The organism is Pseudomonas putida, assembly GCF_028682455.1.
Lineage (GTDB): Bacteria > Pseudomonadota > Gammaproteobacteria > Pseudomonadales > Pseudomonadaceae > Aquipseudomonas > Aquipseudomonas putida_AA.
In genome coordinates this window covers 459595-475155 of the sequence record NZ_JANHLD010000001.1, presented here as the reverse complement: position 1 = coordinate 475155, position 15561 = coordinate 459595, and the positions used below count along the sequence as shown (strand labels likewise).

General features: G+C 58.5%; 18 protein-coding genes and 8 pseudogenes. 14 read left to right on the top strand and 12 right to left on the bottom strand.

The window, feature by feature from the left end; genetic code table 11:
• Positions 1-50 precede the first annotated feature (50 nt).
• On the top strand, positions 51-404 hold the full coding sequence (locus NPS58_RS02270; protein WP_075044229.1) for a hypothetical protein: 354 nt from the start codon (positions 51-53) through the stop codon (positions 402-404).
• On the opposite strand, the gene NPS58_RS02265 is transcribed toward NPS58_RS02270, so the two are convergent.
• From NPS58_RS02265 to NPS58_RS02255, 3 genes and pseudogenes are all read right to left on the bottom strand, one after another.
• Complete coding sequence (locus tag NPS58_RS02265; protein WP_004574636.1) at positions 373-1662, bottom strand: ISL3-like element ISPpu12 family transposase; 1290 nt, start codon at positions 1660-1662, stop codon at positions 373-375. The genes NPS58_RS02270 and NPS58_RS02265 overlap by 32 nt on opposite strands.
• Before the next feature lie 21 nt (positions 1663-1683).
• Positions 1684-2193: pseudogene (lspA, locus tag NPS58_RS02260) on the bottom strand (signal peptidase II).
• 3 nt (positions 2194-2196) lie between these two features.
• Positions 2197-3091: pseudogene (locus NPS58_RS02255) on the bottom strand (cation transporter).
• A gap of 94 nt (positions 3092-3185) precedes the next feature.
• On the opposite strand from NPS58_RS02255, the gene cadR reads away from it, so the two are divergent.
• A complete protein-coding gene (cadR, locus tag NPS58_RS02250) occupies positions 3186-3593 on the top strand; it encodes a Cd(II)/Pb(II)-responsive transcriptional regulator (RefSeq protein WP_010794431.1) in 408 nt (135 codons plus the stop codon).
• Between the two features lie 165 nt (positions 3594-3758).
• Here the strand turns inward: cadR and NPS58_RS02245 are convergent, their stop codons facing one another.
• The 3 genes and pseudogenes from NPS58_RS02245 to NPS58_RS02235 all read right to left on the bottom strand — a co-directional run bounded on the left by NPS58_RS02245 (position 3759) and on the right by NPS58_RS02235 (position 5518).
• The gene (locus NPS58_RS02245; protein WP_003139539.1) at positions 3759-3959 is read right to left on the bottom strand and encodes a heavy-metal-associated domain-containing protein; all 201 of its coding nucleotides are present in this window, start codon (positions 3957-3959) and stop codon (positions 3759-3761) included.
• A gap of 98 nt (positions 3960-4057) precedes the next feature.
• Positions 4058-4360, bottom strand: a pseudogene (locus NPS58_RS02240) (ATP-binding domain-containing protein); the annotation flags it as partial.
• 147 nt (positions 4361-4507) lie between these two features.
• A complete protein-coding gene (locus NPS58_RS02235) occupies positions 4508-5518 on the bottom strand; it encodes a tyrosine-type recombinase/integrase (protein ID WP_077747747.1) in 1011 nt (336 codons plus the stop codon).
• Between the two features lie 186 nt (positions 5519-5704).
• Between NPS58_RS02235 and NPS58_RS02230 the strand changes: the two genes are divergently transcribed.
• Both NPS58_RS02230 and NPS58_RS02225 read left to right on the top strand, forming a co-directional pair.
• Positions 5705-6754, top strand: coding sequence for a DNA-binding protein (locus tag NPS58_RS02230; protein ID WP_011154388.1), 1050 nt, complete (start codon positions 5705-5707; stop codon positions 6752-6754).
• 135 nt (positions 6755-6889) lie between these two features.
• Positions 6890-7159 (top strand): hypothetical protein, encoded by a 270-nt coding sequence (locus NPS58_RS02225; protein ID WP_033979952.1) that lies wholly within the window; start codon positions 6890-6892, stop codon positions 7157-7159.
• A 36-nt stretch (positions 7160-7195) separates the two neighbouring features.
• Here NPS58_RS02225 and NPS58_RS02220 read toward each other — a convergent pair.
• The 5 genes and pseudogenes from NPS58_RS02220 to NPS58_RS02200 form a co-directional block, all read right to left on the bottom strand.
• A pseudogene (locus NPS58_RS02220) lies at positions 7196-7956 on the bottom strand (OprD family outer membrane porin); the annotation flags it as partial.
• Positions 7957-8115: 159 nt separating this feature from the next.
• Entirely contained in the window at positions 8116-8448 is a 333-nt protein-coding gene (locus tag NPS58_RS02215) for a DUF2790 domain-containing protein (protein WP_033979951.1), read from the bottom strand.
• A gap of 314 nt (positions 8449-8762) precedes the next feature.
• Positions 8763-9217 (bottom strand): annotated as a pseudogene (locus NPS58_RS02210) (DDE-type integrase/transposase/recombinase); the annotation flags it as partial.
• 13 nt (positions 9218-9230) lie between these two features.
• Positions 9231-9476: pseudogene (locus NPS58_RS02205) on the bottom strand (IS66 family transposase); the annotation flags it as partial.
• Positions 9477-9519: 43 nt separating this feature from the next.
• Positions 9520-9777, bottom strand: a pseudogene (locus NPS58_RS02200) (MerR family DNA-binding protein); the annotation flags it as partial.
• A gap of 262 nt (positions 9778-10039) precedes the next feature.
• Between NPS58_RS02200 and NPS58_RS02195 the strand changes: the two are divergent.
• Together NPS58_RS02195 and NPS58_RS02190 are read left to right on the top strand one after the other, a co-directional pair.
• A pseudogene (locus tag NPS58_RS02195) lies at positions 10040-10156 on the top strand (type II toxin-antitoxin system RelE/ParE family toxin); the annotation flags it as partial.
• A 195-nt stretch (positions 10157-10351) separates the two neighbouring features.
• A complete protein-coding gene (locus NPS58_RS02190) occupies positions 10352-10567 on the top strand; it encodes a co-regulatory protein PtrA N-terminal domain-containing protein (protein WP_017849619.1) in 216 nt (71 codons plus the stop codon).
• 162 nt (positions 10568-10729) lie between these two features.
• Here the strand turns inward: NPS58_RS02190 and merR are convergent, their stop codons facing one another.
• Positions 10730-11170: an Hg(II)-responsive transcriptional regulator gene (gene merR, locus NPS58_RS02185; protein WP_003131870.1), complete on the bottom strand. Its 441-nt coding sequence runs from the start codon at positions 11168-11170 to the stop codon at positions 10730-10732.
• Between the two features lie 71 nt (positions 11171-11241).
• On the opposite strand from merR, the gene merT reads away from it, so the two are divergent.
• The 8 genes from merT to NPS58_RS29505 are packed head-to-tail and all read left to right on the top strand — an operon-like array spanning position 11242 to position 15445.
• Positions 11242-11592 (top strand): mercuric ion transporter MerT, encoded by a 351-nt coding sequence (gene merT / locus NPS58_RS02180; RefSeq protein WP_017849617.1) that lies wholly within the window; start codon positions 11242-11244, stop codon positions 11590-11592.
• Between the two features lie 13 nt (positions 11593-11605).
• Positions 11606-11884 carry a mercury resistance system periplasmic binding protein MerP gene (merP, locus tag NPS58_RS02175; protein ID WP_003131880.1) on the top strand — a complete coding sequence of 93 codons (279 nt, stop codon included), beginning with the start codon at positions 11606-11608 and terminating at the stop codon, positions 11882-11884.
• Between the two features lie 12 nt (positions 11885-11896).
• Positions 11897-12331: an organomercurial transporter MerC gene (gene merC, locus NPS58_RS02170; RefSeq protein WP_003131881.1), complete on the top strand. Its 435-nt coding sequence runs from the start codon at positions 11897-11899 to the stop codon at positions 12329-12331.
• A 32-nt stretch (positions 12332-12363) separates the two neighbouring features.
• On the top strand, positions 12364-14043 hold the full coding sequence (gene merA / locus NPS58_RS02165) for a mercury(II) reductase (protein WP_031633059.1): 1680 nt from the start codon (positions 12364-12366) through the stop codon (positions 14041-14043).
• Positions 14044-14063: 20 nt separating this feature from the next.
• Entirely contained in the window at positions 14064-14483 is a 420-nt protein-coding gene (locus NPS58_RS02160) for a hypothetical protein (protein WP_017849615.1), read from the top strand.
• Entirely contained in the window at positions 14480-14842 is a 363-nt protein-coding gene (merD, locus tag NPS58_RS02155) for a mercuric resistance transcriptional repressor MerD (RefSeq protein ID WP_017849614.1), read from the top strand. The genes NPS58_RS02160 and merD overlap by 4 nt, the downstream gene beginning before the upstream one ends.
• Complete coding sequence (gene merE / locus NPS58_RS02150) at positions 14835-15071, top strand: broad-spectrum mercury transporter MerE (RefSeq protein WP_017849613.1); 237 nt, start codon at positions 14835-14837, stop codon at positions 15069-15071. The genes merD and merE overlap by 8 nt, the downstream gene beginning before the upstream one ends.
• Complete coding sequence (locus NPS58_RS29505) at positions 15068-15445, top strand: DUF3330 domain-containing protein (RefSeq protein ID WP_425274543.1); 378 nt, start codon at positions 15068-15070, stop codon at positions 15443-15445. The genes merE and NPS58_RS29505 overlap by 4 nt, the downstream gene beginning before the upstream one ends.
• Positions 15446-15561 lie beyond the last annotated feature (116 nt).

Sequence of the window (15561 nt, the reverse complement as noted above, 5' to 3'; positions counted from 1 at the left end):
CCGGAACCTATAGGCTAGCGACTTCTCTTTGGCCACTCCCGAGCGCGTCTATGACACACCGCATCATTCATTTCAAACAGCAAGCCTTGCTGGACCCAGAGACTTACCAGGCGATGCTGGCCGACGGCGTAGGTCATTGGGAGGCGCTTGTAGGAAAAGTCGTCGGAATAGAAGACGAGAAAAGCCACGAGTTCGCCGCATTGAAAAGCCTGTTCAAGCGAAAGCGCTACTCCTATGACACGCTGGAAATGCGCGAGCCAGGCAATCACTCAAACTGGCTTCGCGGCCGAGATGGGGAAGAAGGTATTACTAACGGGTATACGGATTTAATGGTTGATGGGGCACCTTCACCCCATCAATCTGATACCACCCTCAGATGGTTGATAGATCGACTCCGTAGTTGAGTTCCTCTGCGAAGTCCGGCAGTCCGTAACCGATGGTTTTCTTGTAGAAAGGAGAGACCTTCGCAGTCGGTGCCTTCTTCTTGTGCTTCGTGGTGTAGAGCATTCGTGCCCGCATCACCTCGAAGGAGTAACCGCGCCCTTCACGGTTCTTGTCCTTGGCCAGTCGGTTGATGGACTCCGTGTAAGCGTTGGTGACGGGCATGTCCGTCTCGAAGTAGGTCATGGTCTCTTCGCGCCAGTTTCCCACTGCCCTGACCAGATCGCTCCAGACTTCCTTTTGGCCCTTCGGGATGGTGGCTATCCACTCGTCCAGGGCGGCTTCTGCCTGGAGCCGTGTGGTGGCGTCCCAGATGCCGTAGAAGCGCTCCTTGTGCTCGTAGGCGGCCAGCAGTTGCGGGAACGCGCCTGTCCAGGTCTCCATGATGAGGCGCTCCCGGTCTGAGACTTCGTGAGCGCGTTTCAGCAGGATTTTCCGGTCTCCCTTGAGAGTCCGGCTCTGGGACGGTTTCAGCTCCTTTCTGAGGCCCTTGCGCACTCTCTCTAGGGCATCGTTGGCCATGCGCACCACATGGAACTTATCGACCACGATACGGGCCTGGGGCAGCACAGCCTTGACCGCTGCCCGGTAGGGGTTCCACATGTCCATGCTGACGATCTCGACCTTCTGCCGGTCTTTCAGCTTCATCAGGTAGTTGGTCACCACGTCCTGGCGGCGGGTGGCCAGCAGGTCGAGCAGGGTTCGCTCCTCAATGTTGGTCAGAATGCAGCGGTAGCGCTTGTTCAGGTATAGCTCGTCAATGCCCAGGATGCGGGGCGTCTCGAAGCGGTGCCAGCGCCCCAGGAACTCGGCGCGGGCGTTGAAGATGTCGCGCACCGTCTTCTCGTCCAGGCCGGTCTGTGCCGCCACAAAGGTGTAGGGGTGGTTGAAGGATTCCTTCTCCACGTACTCATGCAGCCGCAGTGTCATACGGAATCCGTCCACCATCTCCGGTAGCTGGGGCCTGAATGTTGTCTTGCAGGCCCGGCAGGTGTATCGGCGGCGGACCACCCAGAGAGTGACCCGCTTGCCGTGGATGGGCAGATCACGATAGGGAACGTCACGCTTGCCGAACCGTACGAACTCACCCTGCACGCCGCATTCCTCGCAGGCGATGGGATCGGGCACGTCCACCTGGAAGTGCATTTCGTCGTCGGTTGATTTGCAGCCCAGTACTTGGTATTGCGGCAGGTGAAGGATGTTGTCGGGAAGTTCGGTCATGGTGTTGTATAGGCGTAGGTGTCAGTCAGATCCATCCGACTCGGCATTGGTGTTTGCTTTTTTACCCAACAAGCTGCTGGAAACGAAAAGTAAGGCACCGAGGACAATTGCAATATCAGCCAGGTTGAAGGCCGGCCAATGCCAGTCTCGCCAATAGAAATCAAAGGAATCCACAACATAGCCGCGAAAGACCCGGTCAATCAGGTTGCCCATGGCGCCACCGAGGATAAGACTGTAAGCGATGGCTTCTCCTTTATGACGATTTTCAAGGATCAGCTTGATCAGAAAAATCGAGACCACTACCGCGATTCCGATAAAAAGTAGCGCTGCCAGCCTCCACCATTCGCAAAAGACTGAATGCGGCACCGGTGTTCCATAGGTGCACCCAGTTAAAGAACGGGGTCACCGAAACATACTCGCCATAGGCCATTGATTGCTGCACCAGCCACTTTACAGCCTGATCAGACGCTGCCAGCAGGCCCGATATGGACAATAGGGCATACGGCGAGAGCTTTTGCCAATAATGAGCATTATTTAACCCTTCAACGCCAAAATGCGTCTGGCACCGTTAAGTACAATGCCCCCGCGATGGTGCCGATAATCAGATCCGGATAATTGGAACCGGTCCACGCGACCAGGGCGCCGGCGGTGATGACCCCAGGTTGATCACCACGTCGTTGGCCGAGAATATCCAGCTTGCCTTCATGTGCGCCCCGCCTTCCCGATGTTTGGATATGAGCAGCAGACAACTGGTATTGGCAATCAATGCGACGAATGCGATAGCCATCATCACCAGCGATTCAGGCTCACTACCGAATACAAAGCGTCTCACCACCTCTACGAGCACGCCCACAGCCAAGATCAGTTGCAGTACACCAGCAAGATGCGCGGCACGTACCTGCATTTTCACGCTATGTCCAACCGCATAAAGGGCAAGCCCGTACACCGCCGCATCGGCAAAATTGTCCAGGGATTCTCCAATCAGGCCGGTGGACCGGGCGATCAGACCGGCAGTCATTTCCACCACGAACAGAAGTGCATTGATGCCGAGCAACCAGCGCAGGGTCCCGGATTCTTGCTTAGCAGAAGCTGCCGAAAACTCGGCGGCCTTGATGGTCTCCGGATTTGCAGCGACGGTTTCCTGAAGCGAGGCGCCTAGCCCCAAGGTCTTCAGTTTCGAGGTGACGGGCTCGACCTCGCCGTCATGCACGACCTTCAGCCGGCGGTTCGACAAGTCGAAGGACAGCGCCCGAATCTCCTCAAAGCCGTTCAGGGCTAGGCGAATCATTCGTTCTTCTGATGGACAGTCCATCTTCGGCACGGCATAAACACTGACCCATCTCCCTGGCGCCTCGGAGGAGGCCTGTATATCGGTATCCGCTGCGGACGTTGCATCACCGCCACAGGCGCCACCACAGGATTTGCTCATGATACGACTCCACTTGAACAATGTTGTGGTACCATTTAAAACTATAAAGCTACTATAAGGTCAATAGAGTAAAGAATCCGTTGGGAGGAGGCTGATGCGCATTGGTCAGTTGGCGCAGTTGGTAGGGGTCGAAACACAGACGATCCGCTTCTATGAACAGCAGGGCTTGTTGCCGCCGCCTGATCGGCAGGACAACGGTTACCGTGTCTATACCGAGAAACACGTTGAGCGGCTGGCCTTTATTCGTCGCTGCCGCATCCTGGATCTGTCACTGGCAGAAATTCACGAACTAAAGCGCTATCAGGACGACCCTCATCAGCCTTGTACCGCCGTCAACGCCTTGCTCGATGATCACATCTCTCATGTGCGGTCGCAGATAACCGCTCTGCAAGCGCTTGAGAAACAACTCGTTTCACTGAGAGCGAGTTGCAACGATGACCGGGAAGTTGAGGCGTGTGGGGTTCTTGCTGGAATTAGCGAAGGAAACATGCACCAGCAGTAGGTGAAGCATCAACCAGATAATCCGATGAGATGCCGGTCTGTCTCACTCTCATGCAAAGGTAAGATCAACCATTTAATCCGCTTACCCTTACTAACGAGGTCACCAGTATCCACGGGCTGAAAGAGCTCTCAGAACTGGAGATTTAGTCGGTCGGCAGGCCAGCGCTCAAGCGCTGACCTGGGCCGCATAACCAAGCTCCTGGATCAGCTCGCGGATCGATTCGGCACTTTCTGTGCTCTCTACAGTGACCTTGCCGGCTGCCCGATCCACCTCTACGCGTGCGTCCTGATCCAGCGTCTGGATGGCCTTCGTGATTTTGCTGACGCAACTGCCACAACCCATACCCGAAACATTCAGGCTGAACATCTCTCTCACCTCATTTCGTCCGCGGCTCAAGTTACCGCACAGACAGTATCGACCTTGACACGATGGCAAGGTCAAGTGCGCAAACGCAACAATAAGGCTCAGCCGTTGTTCACAGGCATCAGGATGGGGTTCGATGAACACACCACTACGTGCCTTGCGCCCCTCGTCAGGGCGACATACAGATTCTGAGCGGTCATAAGTTCAGGATGCAGAACAACCGAGACATCCGCCTCGAGCCCCTTGAGAAGTAATGTGCTGCCTACCGAGCGTCTTGCGATGGGGCGGGCAAGGTGTCGATTGCGTTCTCGCGCTTGAATGGCTGCACTCAGAAAGTCGGCTGTACCTCCCGCCACAGCTTGCATAGCGGACCGGCAGCAGTGCAGAACTTCCGGTCGGTACACCGGGGGCGTGCCGAGATAAGCCAAAAATTAGGACATTCGTTCTGTAAGTAACTGTTTTTAAGGGAACTGCTCATGTGCTGCGGAAGGACGGTCGAGAATAGAGGGTGGCCACTTGGGATTCTAACCAGCCCTGCTTACAAACCTTGGCTACGGTTTGCGTCGTAATAACGAGCCAGCCGCATTCTCCTCGAAAGCTCCAGCTTCCTCGATATAGCCGTGTACGGTGCCATCGTGCCGCCAGCCACCCTGTCGTTTGATCTCAAGGAAATCCGCCCCAGCCCGATGCGCACTGGTAGCCAGTCCCCGACGCAGACTGTGGCTGCTCAGTTCGGGCACATACAACAGCCCTGCGGCTTCGGCACGTGCCGTCAGGATGGTATTCACGCTGCCCTCGTGCAGTGCCACCTCGCCGAGTACGCCCCAGCGGCTGATGCGCCGGAACAGTGGCCCCTGAACGATCTGAGCCGCGTCCAACCACCGGCGTAGCGCTGTCGCGGGGCAGCAGATGCTGTCGCCGTATGGGATCGCCTTGTCGAGTCCCTCGCCCTCCTGATCGGTCTTGGAACGGGGCAGCGTGATCCGTAGACCTTCCTGCTCCCACTCGAGGTATTGCATCTCCAGCGTGACCAATTCGCTGCGCCGGAACGCACCAAAATACCCGACCTGGAGCAGTGCACTGTCCCGCAGTGTCGCCAGTCCGTCGAGCGTGTTCAGGTGCACCACGATGCGTTCGAGATCCTCTAGGACCAGGGCCTTGGCTTTTTGTCGAGGCCGCCCGTTCACCCGCTCAATACCGCGCAAGGTTTTGCCCACGGTGGCGCTGGCGGTAGGGTCAGGAAAACCCTGATAACGGTGCCATTGCGACAGCGCCGTGAGGCGCAGGGCCAGGGTGCGCGGGTTCAATACTTCCGCAAAAGACAATAGATAACGAATCAGCGCGGCTTCATCGCACGGCAGCACGCCGCCCCAGGCGAGAAAGTGGCGAATGGCCGAGCGGTAGGTGCGCCGGGTGTTGTCGGTTGTCGCGGCGGCGAGAAAACGCTGATGTTGCTCAGCCAATTGTTCGGGGGTGGTGAGCGTACCGGGGGTACGCGCAAGTACTGTCGGCTCTTCGTGCCGCCTGGTGGGGAGGTTTTCGTCATTATTGCCGGCTGTCATCACGAAGCGCCTGTTTAGGCCATGTGTACCGCAGATTATAGACACAACCCTCGATCGCGATGACTTAACTCACGATAACCGCGCTTATCGTGGGTCAACTGACGGTCTCAGTCGGCTGAACTATTCTGTACTTAAATCGAGGTATTACATTTTCCATAATACGGTACGAAAAAATCCGAGGTGTTCATGGCCCGTTCCGGCGTCCTCTACCTGCATGTTGCCCAGGCGGCCACCCAACTGGTGGCTGCGGGCCACAACCCCACCATTGACAGCATCCGCGTCGCCCTGGGTGGGACGGGCAGCAAAAGCACGATTGCTCCGTTGTTAAAGCGTTGGAAAGCCGCGCATCCCGGCACGCTGGCCCAGGCCGAACTGGGATTGCCCGCGGAGCTGGTCCTGGCGCTGAAAGGACTGTACGAAAAAGTTCAGGCGGAGGCGGCCGTCCAACTCCAGCAGGCCGTAGCGGCTCACCAGGCAGAGGCCGACGCGTTGCAGGAACAGTTGCAGCAGGCATTCGTCGAGCGCGACGCGCAACTCAGCGTTCAGGAGCAGCAGGCCCAGGCACTTGCCGTAGCCACTACGCGCAGCCAGGGGCTGGCTGACACCCTGCAGCGTCAGGAGATCGCCCTGGCCAGCCTGGGCAGTGAAAAGACCGGGCTCGAACAACGTCTGGCTGACCGCGCCGCCGAGGCGGCCGCACTGACCCGGCAACTGCAACAAGCGCGGGAGCAGTTTGAGCACTACCAGGCATCGGTCGCGCAACAACGCAGCGACGAGCGCCAGGCCACTGAGCAACGCCAGCAGCGCCTGGAACACGAATTGGCAGCGCTCCGGCAGCGTCTGCTCGCGCAGCAAACCCGCCTGGGCGAACTGCAGGCGCAGGAACAACGCCTGGTGCAGGACCATGATCGTCTAGAGAGCACCCTGCTCACGACGCAAGCGACGCTCGCGCAGAGTCAGATTGCGCATGAACACGTCTTACTTCAATTCACCGACTTGCAACAGTCGCATCAGGCACTGGAGCAGCGCCATGGCCAAGGTGAGCAGCGTTTGGCTGAGACGCGGACTTACCTGGCCGTCAATGAACGGGAGCGAAGCCTGCTGGCGGAACGCTTAAGCCAAACTGAAAGCCAATTGAGCCAGTTGGCCACAGAAAAGCAGCTTCTCGTGCAAGACAACGCGGTGCTGTCAAGCCAGCTCGCAGAGTCCAGAGCGATGAAGCCGAAGACTTGTTGACCGAAAAAGGCGCCTACCTCAGGCGCCTGAAACCATCCTCCAAACCAAAGGAGCCAAACAGGAGGACAGTGGAGCAATCAACTCTTCAATACACAGCCTGGCTGGAAACCAAGGTCGTAGATGAGGAGAGTCGCCATGCGTAACGCCATTACCTACACCGTCCTTGCTACCTTCATAGCCCTTGGAACTGTTGCCACGGGATTTGCCGAACAGGCCAAAGCCCCCGCCCAAAGCAGTGCCGAGACAAATAAGGGTGAGGACATGCACATGATGGACGGCAACCATATGCCGATGATGGACATGCAGGAAATGTCCAAGATGATGAAAAACTGCAATACAATGATGGAGAACATGAACCAACACATTGGAATGGAGTCCCCGAAGGGCGATAGCAAGGCACAATAGCGATCTGGTTCACGTCGGCCGTCTCCGTCCCTCGCCGGTGTGCGCCCCGACACGGAGGCCGACCTTGCCGCTCCAGATATCGTTCTCAAAACTGCCGAGGAGCTGCTTCCCCTCATCGACGGCCTTGTAGTAATTCAAACCACCGACCAAGGCGACATCATCTGCAAGCGGGTAGCTCCAGGTAGTGCCGGTATAGTATTGGTTTCAGGCATCCTTGAGACAACTGGTGTAAAGGCTGAAGCCAAGGTTGTCGTTGGGTGTGTAATCACCGCCGACTATCCACGGAGAGCCGACTTCGCCTGCGTAGAAGGTTGCAAAATCATCCCGCATGCTGCTGGAGCTGGGTTGGCTCATCGCGTGCAGGCGTCCGCCCTGTAGCACCAAGCCCTCGACACTGGTGTTGTATGCGGTGACGCCGCGGAAGCTTTCCGGAAGCAGTCGCGAATCGCCGTACTGCACGACAGGCGTGACAGGGAAGACATCGCCTACTTTGATTTCAGTGTCCAGGAAACGGGTCTTTACGGCGCCGCCGAGCTTGGAGTAATTGTCCTCGGCCTGGCCGAGCCCGACTCGAATCGGCCTATGACTCCGTGGGCCCATTCTTCCGAGTAGCCATTTCCTGTACTGCTGGACTGGCCTTTGCGAAAATCACGGTTGAAGTAGAAATTTCGATTGAGGATGCTCAGGCTGCTGCCTTCGATGAATCCCTCGCCTTTTTCCTCGGCGGCCATTGCAGCCTGCGCAGCGCTGATGCTCAAGACGATCTGAGAAAGTCCCAACAGGGCCTTGTTGTTCATAAACGCTCTTGATGTTTTGGCAGATTTTTCATTGTGCGGTTGTGTATATGCCGAAGCGCGCCGGGCATAGCCGGGTGCGCTTCTTACATACTTCCACATGCAAAATAACGTCAGGGTGACGTGAAAATTACTTTTCCGTCAGCAACACGTCAACAATGCTCAGTGCTGGCTCCTGCAGTCCGTTCCTGATACGCGGTACTCCAGAATATGCAGGTTTCCGCTCGAATCCTCGTAGGTCATTTGCGCAGGCATCACATCGCAGTTGCCATTGGTCGACGTGACGTGAATGACCTTGGCGATGTCGAGCTTCATGCCATAGCGGTAGTGAGTGACTTCTGGCGGGTTCTTGCCTTGGGCGCTAGCGTATTCGCGCATGGATTGCTCGTTGGCCTGGATCATCTTACCGTACAGGCGATCGGAACTGCCATCGGCCCATACGGTGGATGACAGCAGAGTCGCACTCACTATCAGCAGCAGTCTTAGGTGTTTCATAACGGCGATCTCCTCTCGGGTTTTCGATCCACGATTCAACTCTACCTCCGTAGTTAAGTACGGAATCAAGGAGGGAGGAGATGAAGGTCCTGGTTTATGGCGCCGAGATAAGATGGTAGGGCTTAAGTACACTTTCGTCGGGTAACAGCAGCGCATTACTGCGCCACCGCCCCCAAAGAACCGGGCATGAGAGTCGCGCCTCATCCGGCTCAAGTCTTTCGTCAGCACCATGGTCTAGTACCGGGCAATCAATCCACGTCTATCGCAGCTCGACGTTGGGCAAAGTAAGACGACCACGCAGGATCACAGGGATTGGCCAAGTTACGTAGTGCCGTTTCTCGATCCGGCTTAGGTATGTGCGCCACGTAATCACGCTTGATCGTCTTCACGAAGCTCTCGGCCATGCCGTTGCTCTGCGGGCTGCGAACTGGGGGGTCACCGGCTGCAAGCCGATCTGTCGAGCAAACAGGCACGTCTGGTCGGCGGTGTACGCCGAGCCGTTATCGCTTAGCCATTGCACCGGCGTGGCGGGCAGTTGATCACCGAAGCGCCTCTCCACGCTTTCCAGCATCAAGTCGCGGATATCATCGCCGCTGTACCCGGTCGGGCTCGCGACCTAGCCGATGGCCTCGCGATCACAGCAGTCCAGGGCGAAGGTTACGCTCAATTTGGCTCCGTCCTCGCAGCGGAACTCAAAGCCGTCCGAGCACCAACGCGTATCGCTGGTTTGCACCGCAATACGGCCTTCGTGCCGACGCGGCACGCCGGGCTGTTTTCGTAGACAGATTCAGCAGCGGTTGCAGGTGCTCGCCGCACTGGATCACCCAGCGCGCCAGGGTTTGGCGGGGGATATCGACGCCGTGACGACCGAGGATTTTTTTGAAGCGGTGCAGCGGCAGACCATCGACGTATTTGGTGATCAACAGCATCGCCAGGACGCTAGGACTGGCCATGCTCTTTTCGATCAGTTGAGCCGGTTTGTCGGCGGTGACCGGTGCGGCTTCACAGCCGCGGCAGCCGTAGACCTTGTCCGCTGGTTCCCTTCACAACCACTGGCCAACGCAGAGCGTTTTACCCATGCAGCGAAACGATTAGCGGACAGGAAACGGTCCCGTGGCTCGCACAACAGTCGTGAACCAGTTGCACCAAAACAGACTCGATCCGTCGCAGATCCGCGAGCTTGCCACGCACATCCCCAAGCTTCTGCTCGGCGAGCACGCGCGCTTCATCACAGTGAGCGCCGTCATCGAGCCTCAACAGCCCGGCCACTTCTTCGAGGCTAAAGCCCAGCCGTTGCGCGGACTTTACGAATTTCACCCGGGCGACATCGGGGGTTGGGGAGCAATGGAACTGAAAACCAACGTAAGCCGAATTAGAGTTCGTTTTACTCGTCAGCGACTGCGAATTAACGAACTTTGATTCGTGAGAAAGGTTTATTGCACTGATTTTCGGGTGTTGGTGACCTTTCCTCGCGATAGCGGAAACGGTTTCATAAAACGGTCGTTTTTCGAAACTATCCAGACGTTGCAAGGGTTTGCGGGGCAGCGACTGAGCTTAAGTGCACTTTCTGTTCCGTTGCTCCCCCAACCCCTATTTCCAGCAGCGAGGTGATGAATTCGTTTTGCTGTTGTGCGGCGGCGACAAAAGCAGCCAAAGCCGTGATATTGAAGCGGCTAAAAAACTCGCCAGCGAGTGGAGGTCAGAATGAGCGAAAAAATTTACGACTACGACCCAGCAGCAGCCCTAGACGGCCCTGAAGCAATCGCCGTCTTCATGGCGGAGCCCTGCCATTTCCTCTCAGCGCCATAATCCAGGACCTTCATCTCCTCTCTCCTTGATTCCGTACTTAACTACGGAGGTAGAGTTGAATCGTGGATCGAAAACCCGAGAGGAGATCGCCGTTATGAAACACCTAAGACTGCTGCTGGTAGTGGGTGCGACTCTGCTGTCATCCACCGTATGGGCCGAGGGCGGGAGCGACCGAGCGATTGAGCGAATTGCTGCACGCGAGAGGGCTGAAGCGACCCTGGTGGCGGAAACCGTCAAGGAGATTAAGCAACTGGGCCCCACGGCGGCAGGCCGTAGCGAAGCGCAGCCCGCCTGTCCGCCTGCAAAGTAGAGCCTGTGCTACTCGACCAGATGCAACGTGAGCCCACTCTGCTGAGGCGCGAGGGCAAATAGCAATACCAAACTGTGCCCTTTGCAAGTGCTCCTTTGGCCATTCAGCGGCGCTCATTGAGCGCCGCTTTTTTCTAAGCGCAAGCCGACCAACAGGGGCGCCTTACGCAACGGGAAATCCTCGGTTAACGCCCGAGTTGTCCCCATGCAGCGAAACGATCAGCGGACAGGAAACAGTCCCGTGGCTCGCACAACAGTCGTGAACCAGTTGCTCCAAAACTGACTCGATCCGTCGCAGATCCGCGAGCTTGCCACGCACATCCCCAAGCTTCTGCTCGGCGAGCACACGCGCTTCATCGCAGTGAGCACCGTCATCCAGCCTCAACAGCCCGGCCACTTCATCGAGGCTAAAGCCCAGCCGTTGCGCGGATTTAACGAATTTCACCCGGGCGACATCCGCCTCACCGTAACGGCGAATGCTGCCGTAGGGCTTGTCCGGTTCGGGTAACAGCGCCTTGCGTTGATAGAACCGGATGGTTTCCACGTTGACCCCGGCCGCCTTGGCGAAAGCGCCAATGGTCAGGCTTTCCAAATTGTTTTTCATACCGCTTGATTCCGTACATGACTACGGGACTAACCTTAAACCATCGATCAAATGCTCGAAAGGAGAAATGCATGTCTGAACCATCAAACGGGCGCGCCCCTCTTGTCGCCGGGGGGCTTGCGGCGATTCTCGCCTCGGCTTGCTGTCTCGGGCCGCTGATTCTGATCGCACTGGGATTCAGCGGGGCCTGGATCGGTAACCTGACCGTGCTGGAACCGTACCGCCCGCTCTTCATCGGCGCGGCACTGGTGGCGCTGTTCTTCGCCTACCGGCGCATTTTCCGCCCCGCTCAAGCCTGCGCACCGGGCGAGGTCTGCGCCATCCCTCAGGTACGTACCTCCTACAAGCTGCTGTACTGGCTGGTGGCGGCCTTGGTGCTGGTCGCGCTCGGCTTCCCCTACATCCTTCCCTTGTTCTACTGATCAGGAGTTCACCATGAGAAAACTGCTCGCATCCTTAGCCCTCGCCAGCCTGGTCGCCACACCCGTCTGGGCGGCCACGCAGACCGTCACCCTGGCGGTGCCGGGCATGACCTGCGCCGCCTGCCCGATTACGGTGAAGACGGCGTTGACCAAGGTCGATGGCGTGACCAAGGCTGAGGTGAGTTTCGAGAACCGCGAGGCCATCGTCACCTTCGACGATACCAAGACCAATGCCCTGGCGCTGACTAAGGCGACCGAGGACGCTGGCTATCCGTCCAGCGTCAAGCAATAGGAGGGACTTCCGATGGCAAATCCTCTCAATCTGTTCACGCGGATCGGTGACAAAGCCGGCTCCGTCGGCGTGCTGATTTCTGCCATAGGCTGCGCCATGTGCTTTCCCGCCCTTGCTAGTCTGGGGGCCGCGTTCGGTCTGGGCTTTTTGAGCCAGTGGGAAGGCCTGTTCATCACCACGCTGCTGCCTCTGTTTGCTGGACTGGCTCTGCTCGTCAATGCCCTCGGCTGGCTCAATCATCGGCAGTGGCGACGGACTGCGCTCGGCCTGATCGGTCCTACCCTGGTACTGGCAGCGGTATTTTTTATGCGGGCTTATGGCTGGCGGAGCGGTTGGCTGCTCTATATCGGCCTGGCCCTCATGTTTGGGGTGTCGATATGGGATCTCGTGTCGCCCGCTCATCGCCGTTGTGGGCCGGATGCCTGTCCGACGCCGCCAAACCAGTGAACCTGACAAGAGACGATCTAATGAGTAACGAAATGACCGAACTGAAAATCATTGGTATGACCTGCGCCTCCTGTGTCGTGCATGTGAAAGAGGCCTTGGAGAAGATTCCGGGCGTGCATCGGGCGGATGTTTCCTACGCCAGCGGGAAGGCCGAACTGAAGGTCGACGAGGGCGCAAGCCGTGAGCAGATGCAGGCCGCTGTCGAGGCCCTGGGGTATCGAGCGGCGTTCGAAGACGCCATGGTACAAGCCCGTCCTGGCCTGCTCGATAAGGCACGGGGTTGGTTGAGCAGCACTGACGCCGGGAAAGAGGGCGACAAGCTCCACGTCGCGGTCATCGGCAGTGGTGGCGCCGCCATGGCGGCCGCGCTCAAGGCGGTGGAAGGCGGTGCCCGCGTCACCCTGATCGAGCGCGGCATCATCGGCGGCACCTGCGTCAACGTGGGCTGCGTGCCCTCCAAGATCATGATTCGTGCCGCGCATGTGGCCCATCTGCGCCGCGAGAGCCCGTTCGACGCCGGGCTTTCCGCCATGACGCCGACCGTCCTACGCGAACGTCTGCTCGCGCAGCAACAAGACCGTGTCGCCGAACTGCGCCACGCCAAGTACGAAAGCATCCTGGAGAGCACGCCGGCGATCAGCGTGCTGCGCGGCACCGCCCGTTTCCAGGACGGCCACACGCTCAGCGTGAAACTGGCCGAGGGTGGCGAGCACATCGTAGCCTTCGACCGCTGCCTGGTCGCCACCGGCGCAAGCGCGGCCGTTCCACCGATTCCAGGACTGAAAGACACGCCGTACTGGACCTCAGACCAGGCACTGGCGAGCGATACAATCCCTAAGCGGCTCGCCGTGATCGGCGCCTCCGTAGTGGCAGTGGAACTGGCGCAGGCCTTCGCCCGGCTGGGTAGCGAGGTCACGATCCTGGCACGCAGTGCGATGTTCTTCCACGAAGACCCGGCCATCGGCGCGGCGGTGACGGAGGCCTTCCGTATGGAGGGCATCGAAGTGCTGGAGCAAACGCAAGCCAGCCAGGTGTCCCACGCCAACGGCGAGTTCGTACTGGCCACCAACCATGGTGAGTTACGTGCCGACCAACTGCTCGTCGCCACCGGCCGCACGCCCAATACCCAGGGCCTGAACCTGGAAGCGGCCGACGTGCAGCTGGACGAGCGCGGCGGCATCCAGATCGACGAGCGCATGCGCACCAGCGCAGCGGATATCTATGCGGCCGGCGACTGCACCGACCAACCGCAGTTCGTCTACGTCGCGGCAGCGGCTGGCACCCGCGCGGCAATCAACATGACCGGCGGCGAGGCCAAGCTCAATCTCGACGTCATGCCGGCCGTGGTGTTCACCGATCCGCAAGTGGCCACCGTCGGCTACAGCGAAGCCGAAGCGCAGCACGCCGGGATCGAAACCGACAGCCGCACCTTGACCCTGGACAACGTGCCGCGCGCGTTGGCCAACTTCGACACGCGGGGTTTCATCAAGTTGGTTGCCGAAGCGGGCTCCGGCCGACTGCTGGGAGTGCAGGCTGTGGCCCCGGAAGCAGGAGAACTGATCCAGACGGCGGTACTCGCCATCCGCAACCGTATGACCGTGCAGGAATTGGCTGACCAGTTGTTCCCCTACCTGACGATGGTCGAGGGACTGAAACTCGCCGCACAGACCTTTAACAAAGACGTCAAACAATTGTCCTGCTGCGCAGGGTAATGAGAGAGGGAGGTTGAAACATGAGCAACACGGCAGACGATCTCGGTAGGTGCGACAGCCTACGCAAGACATGGCAGTTGGTCAGCTTCTGGGGCCTGCCTGCCGTCGTGGCGACGATAGCGATTGTTCTGTCTAATCGACGCCCCGCGTTGTTCCTGGCAGCAGGCGCCGCGCTGGCCGTGATGGGCGGCGCCTGCCTGGTCAACGCCACGCGTTGTCGCCGCCTTCACTGCTACATAACGGGGCCTCACTTCCTGTTGCTCGCAGTTGGTGCGCTATTGGCTTATGTGTTTGACCAAAACGGCGAGCATCTCTCCAGGTTGTGGCTGCTACTGGCTCTGGGAGCTGCACCGTTGCTCATCTGGCTACCTGAGCGCCTAGCCGGAAGGAAATATCTGAGCGCCCCAGTTTGCGGTGAAGGTCGGGAGTGTCGGCGATGAATGCCTACTCCATATCCAGATTGGCCGAGGACGCGGGCGTCAGTGTCCATATAGTCCGAGATTATATGCTGCGCGGCTTGCTGCACCCCGCGCGGCGCACGGAAAGCGGTTACGGCATTTTCGATGAGCGGTCCCTGGCGCGGCTGTGCTTCGTACGTGCCGCCTTTGAGTCCGGTATCGGGCTCGACGAATTGGCGCGGCTCTGTCGAGCGCTCGATGCAGACGATAGTACCGATGTGATCGGGTGTATCGACCGCTTGCTTGGGCAAATCGCGACCCGGCTGGCAGCTTTAGACGCAGTGAAAACGGAGTTGGCCGGGCTGACTCATCGTGCCATCGAAGGTCACACCCATGCGTAATACCAACCAATCCGAATCAATCAAGATGCCCCGCTGGCACGCCTACACGTGGGGTGTGCTCGCCGCGCTCACTTGCCCCTGCCATCTGCCGGTGCTGGCATTACTGCTCTCGGGGACTGCGGCCGGGGCCTTCGTCAGCGAGCATTGGAGCCTCGCGACGCTCGTGCTGACGGTTCTCTTCGTCCTCTTCCTGAGAGCGGCTCTACGGGCCTTTCGGAAGCGGGCGTGACCCGCTCGGAGCACGGCGCGGTCTCCGCTGCCGAGTTGCGGCAGGCTTGGGAGCGTTGGGAATTGTTGCTGCACTGCCAGCCGCAGGTCGATCTGCGCGCAGGTTCGATCGCAGGTGTGGAAGAGTTACTAGGTTTTCTTGGACGATGGAGAAACCCCATCATGAACGCAAACGACACCCCCACTATCAGTTGCTGCGAATGTTGCAAGGAAATTTCCCTTGACGCCGCACTGACGCCGGAAGGTACCGAGTACGTCGTGCACTTCTGTGGCCTTGAATGCTATCAGCGCTTCATATCGCGCGCGGATAAGAGAGCGGCATCCGAGCCTGATCACCCCTGCACACCAGAGGTCAGTACCCGTCACGACGACTAATCTTTGCCTCTGGAAAGTGGCTCTGGTTTTTTTTAGAAAGCGTGAGTCCATTGAGATTTAATGCAAGTCCGCTCGTGGCTAATGTAAGCCCGAAGGCTTCGTCAGTAGTTTTATCT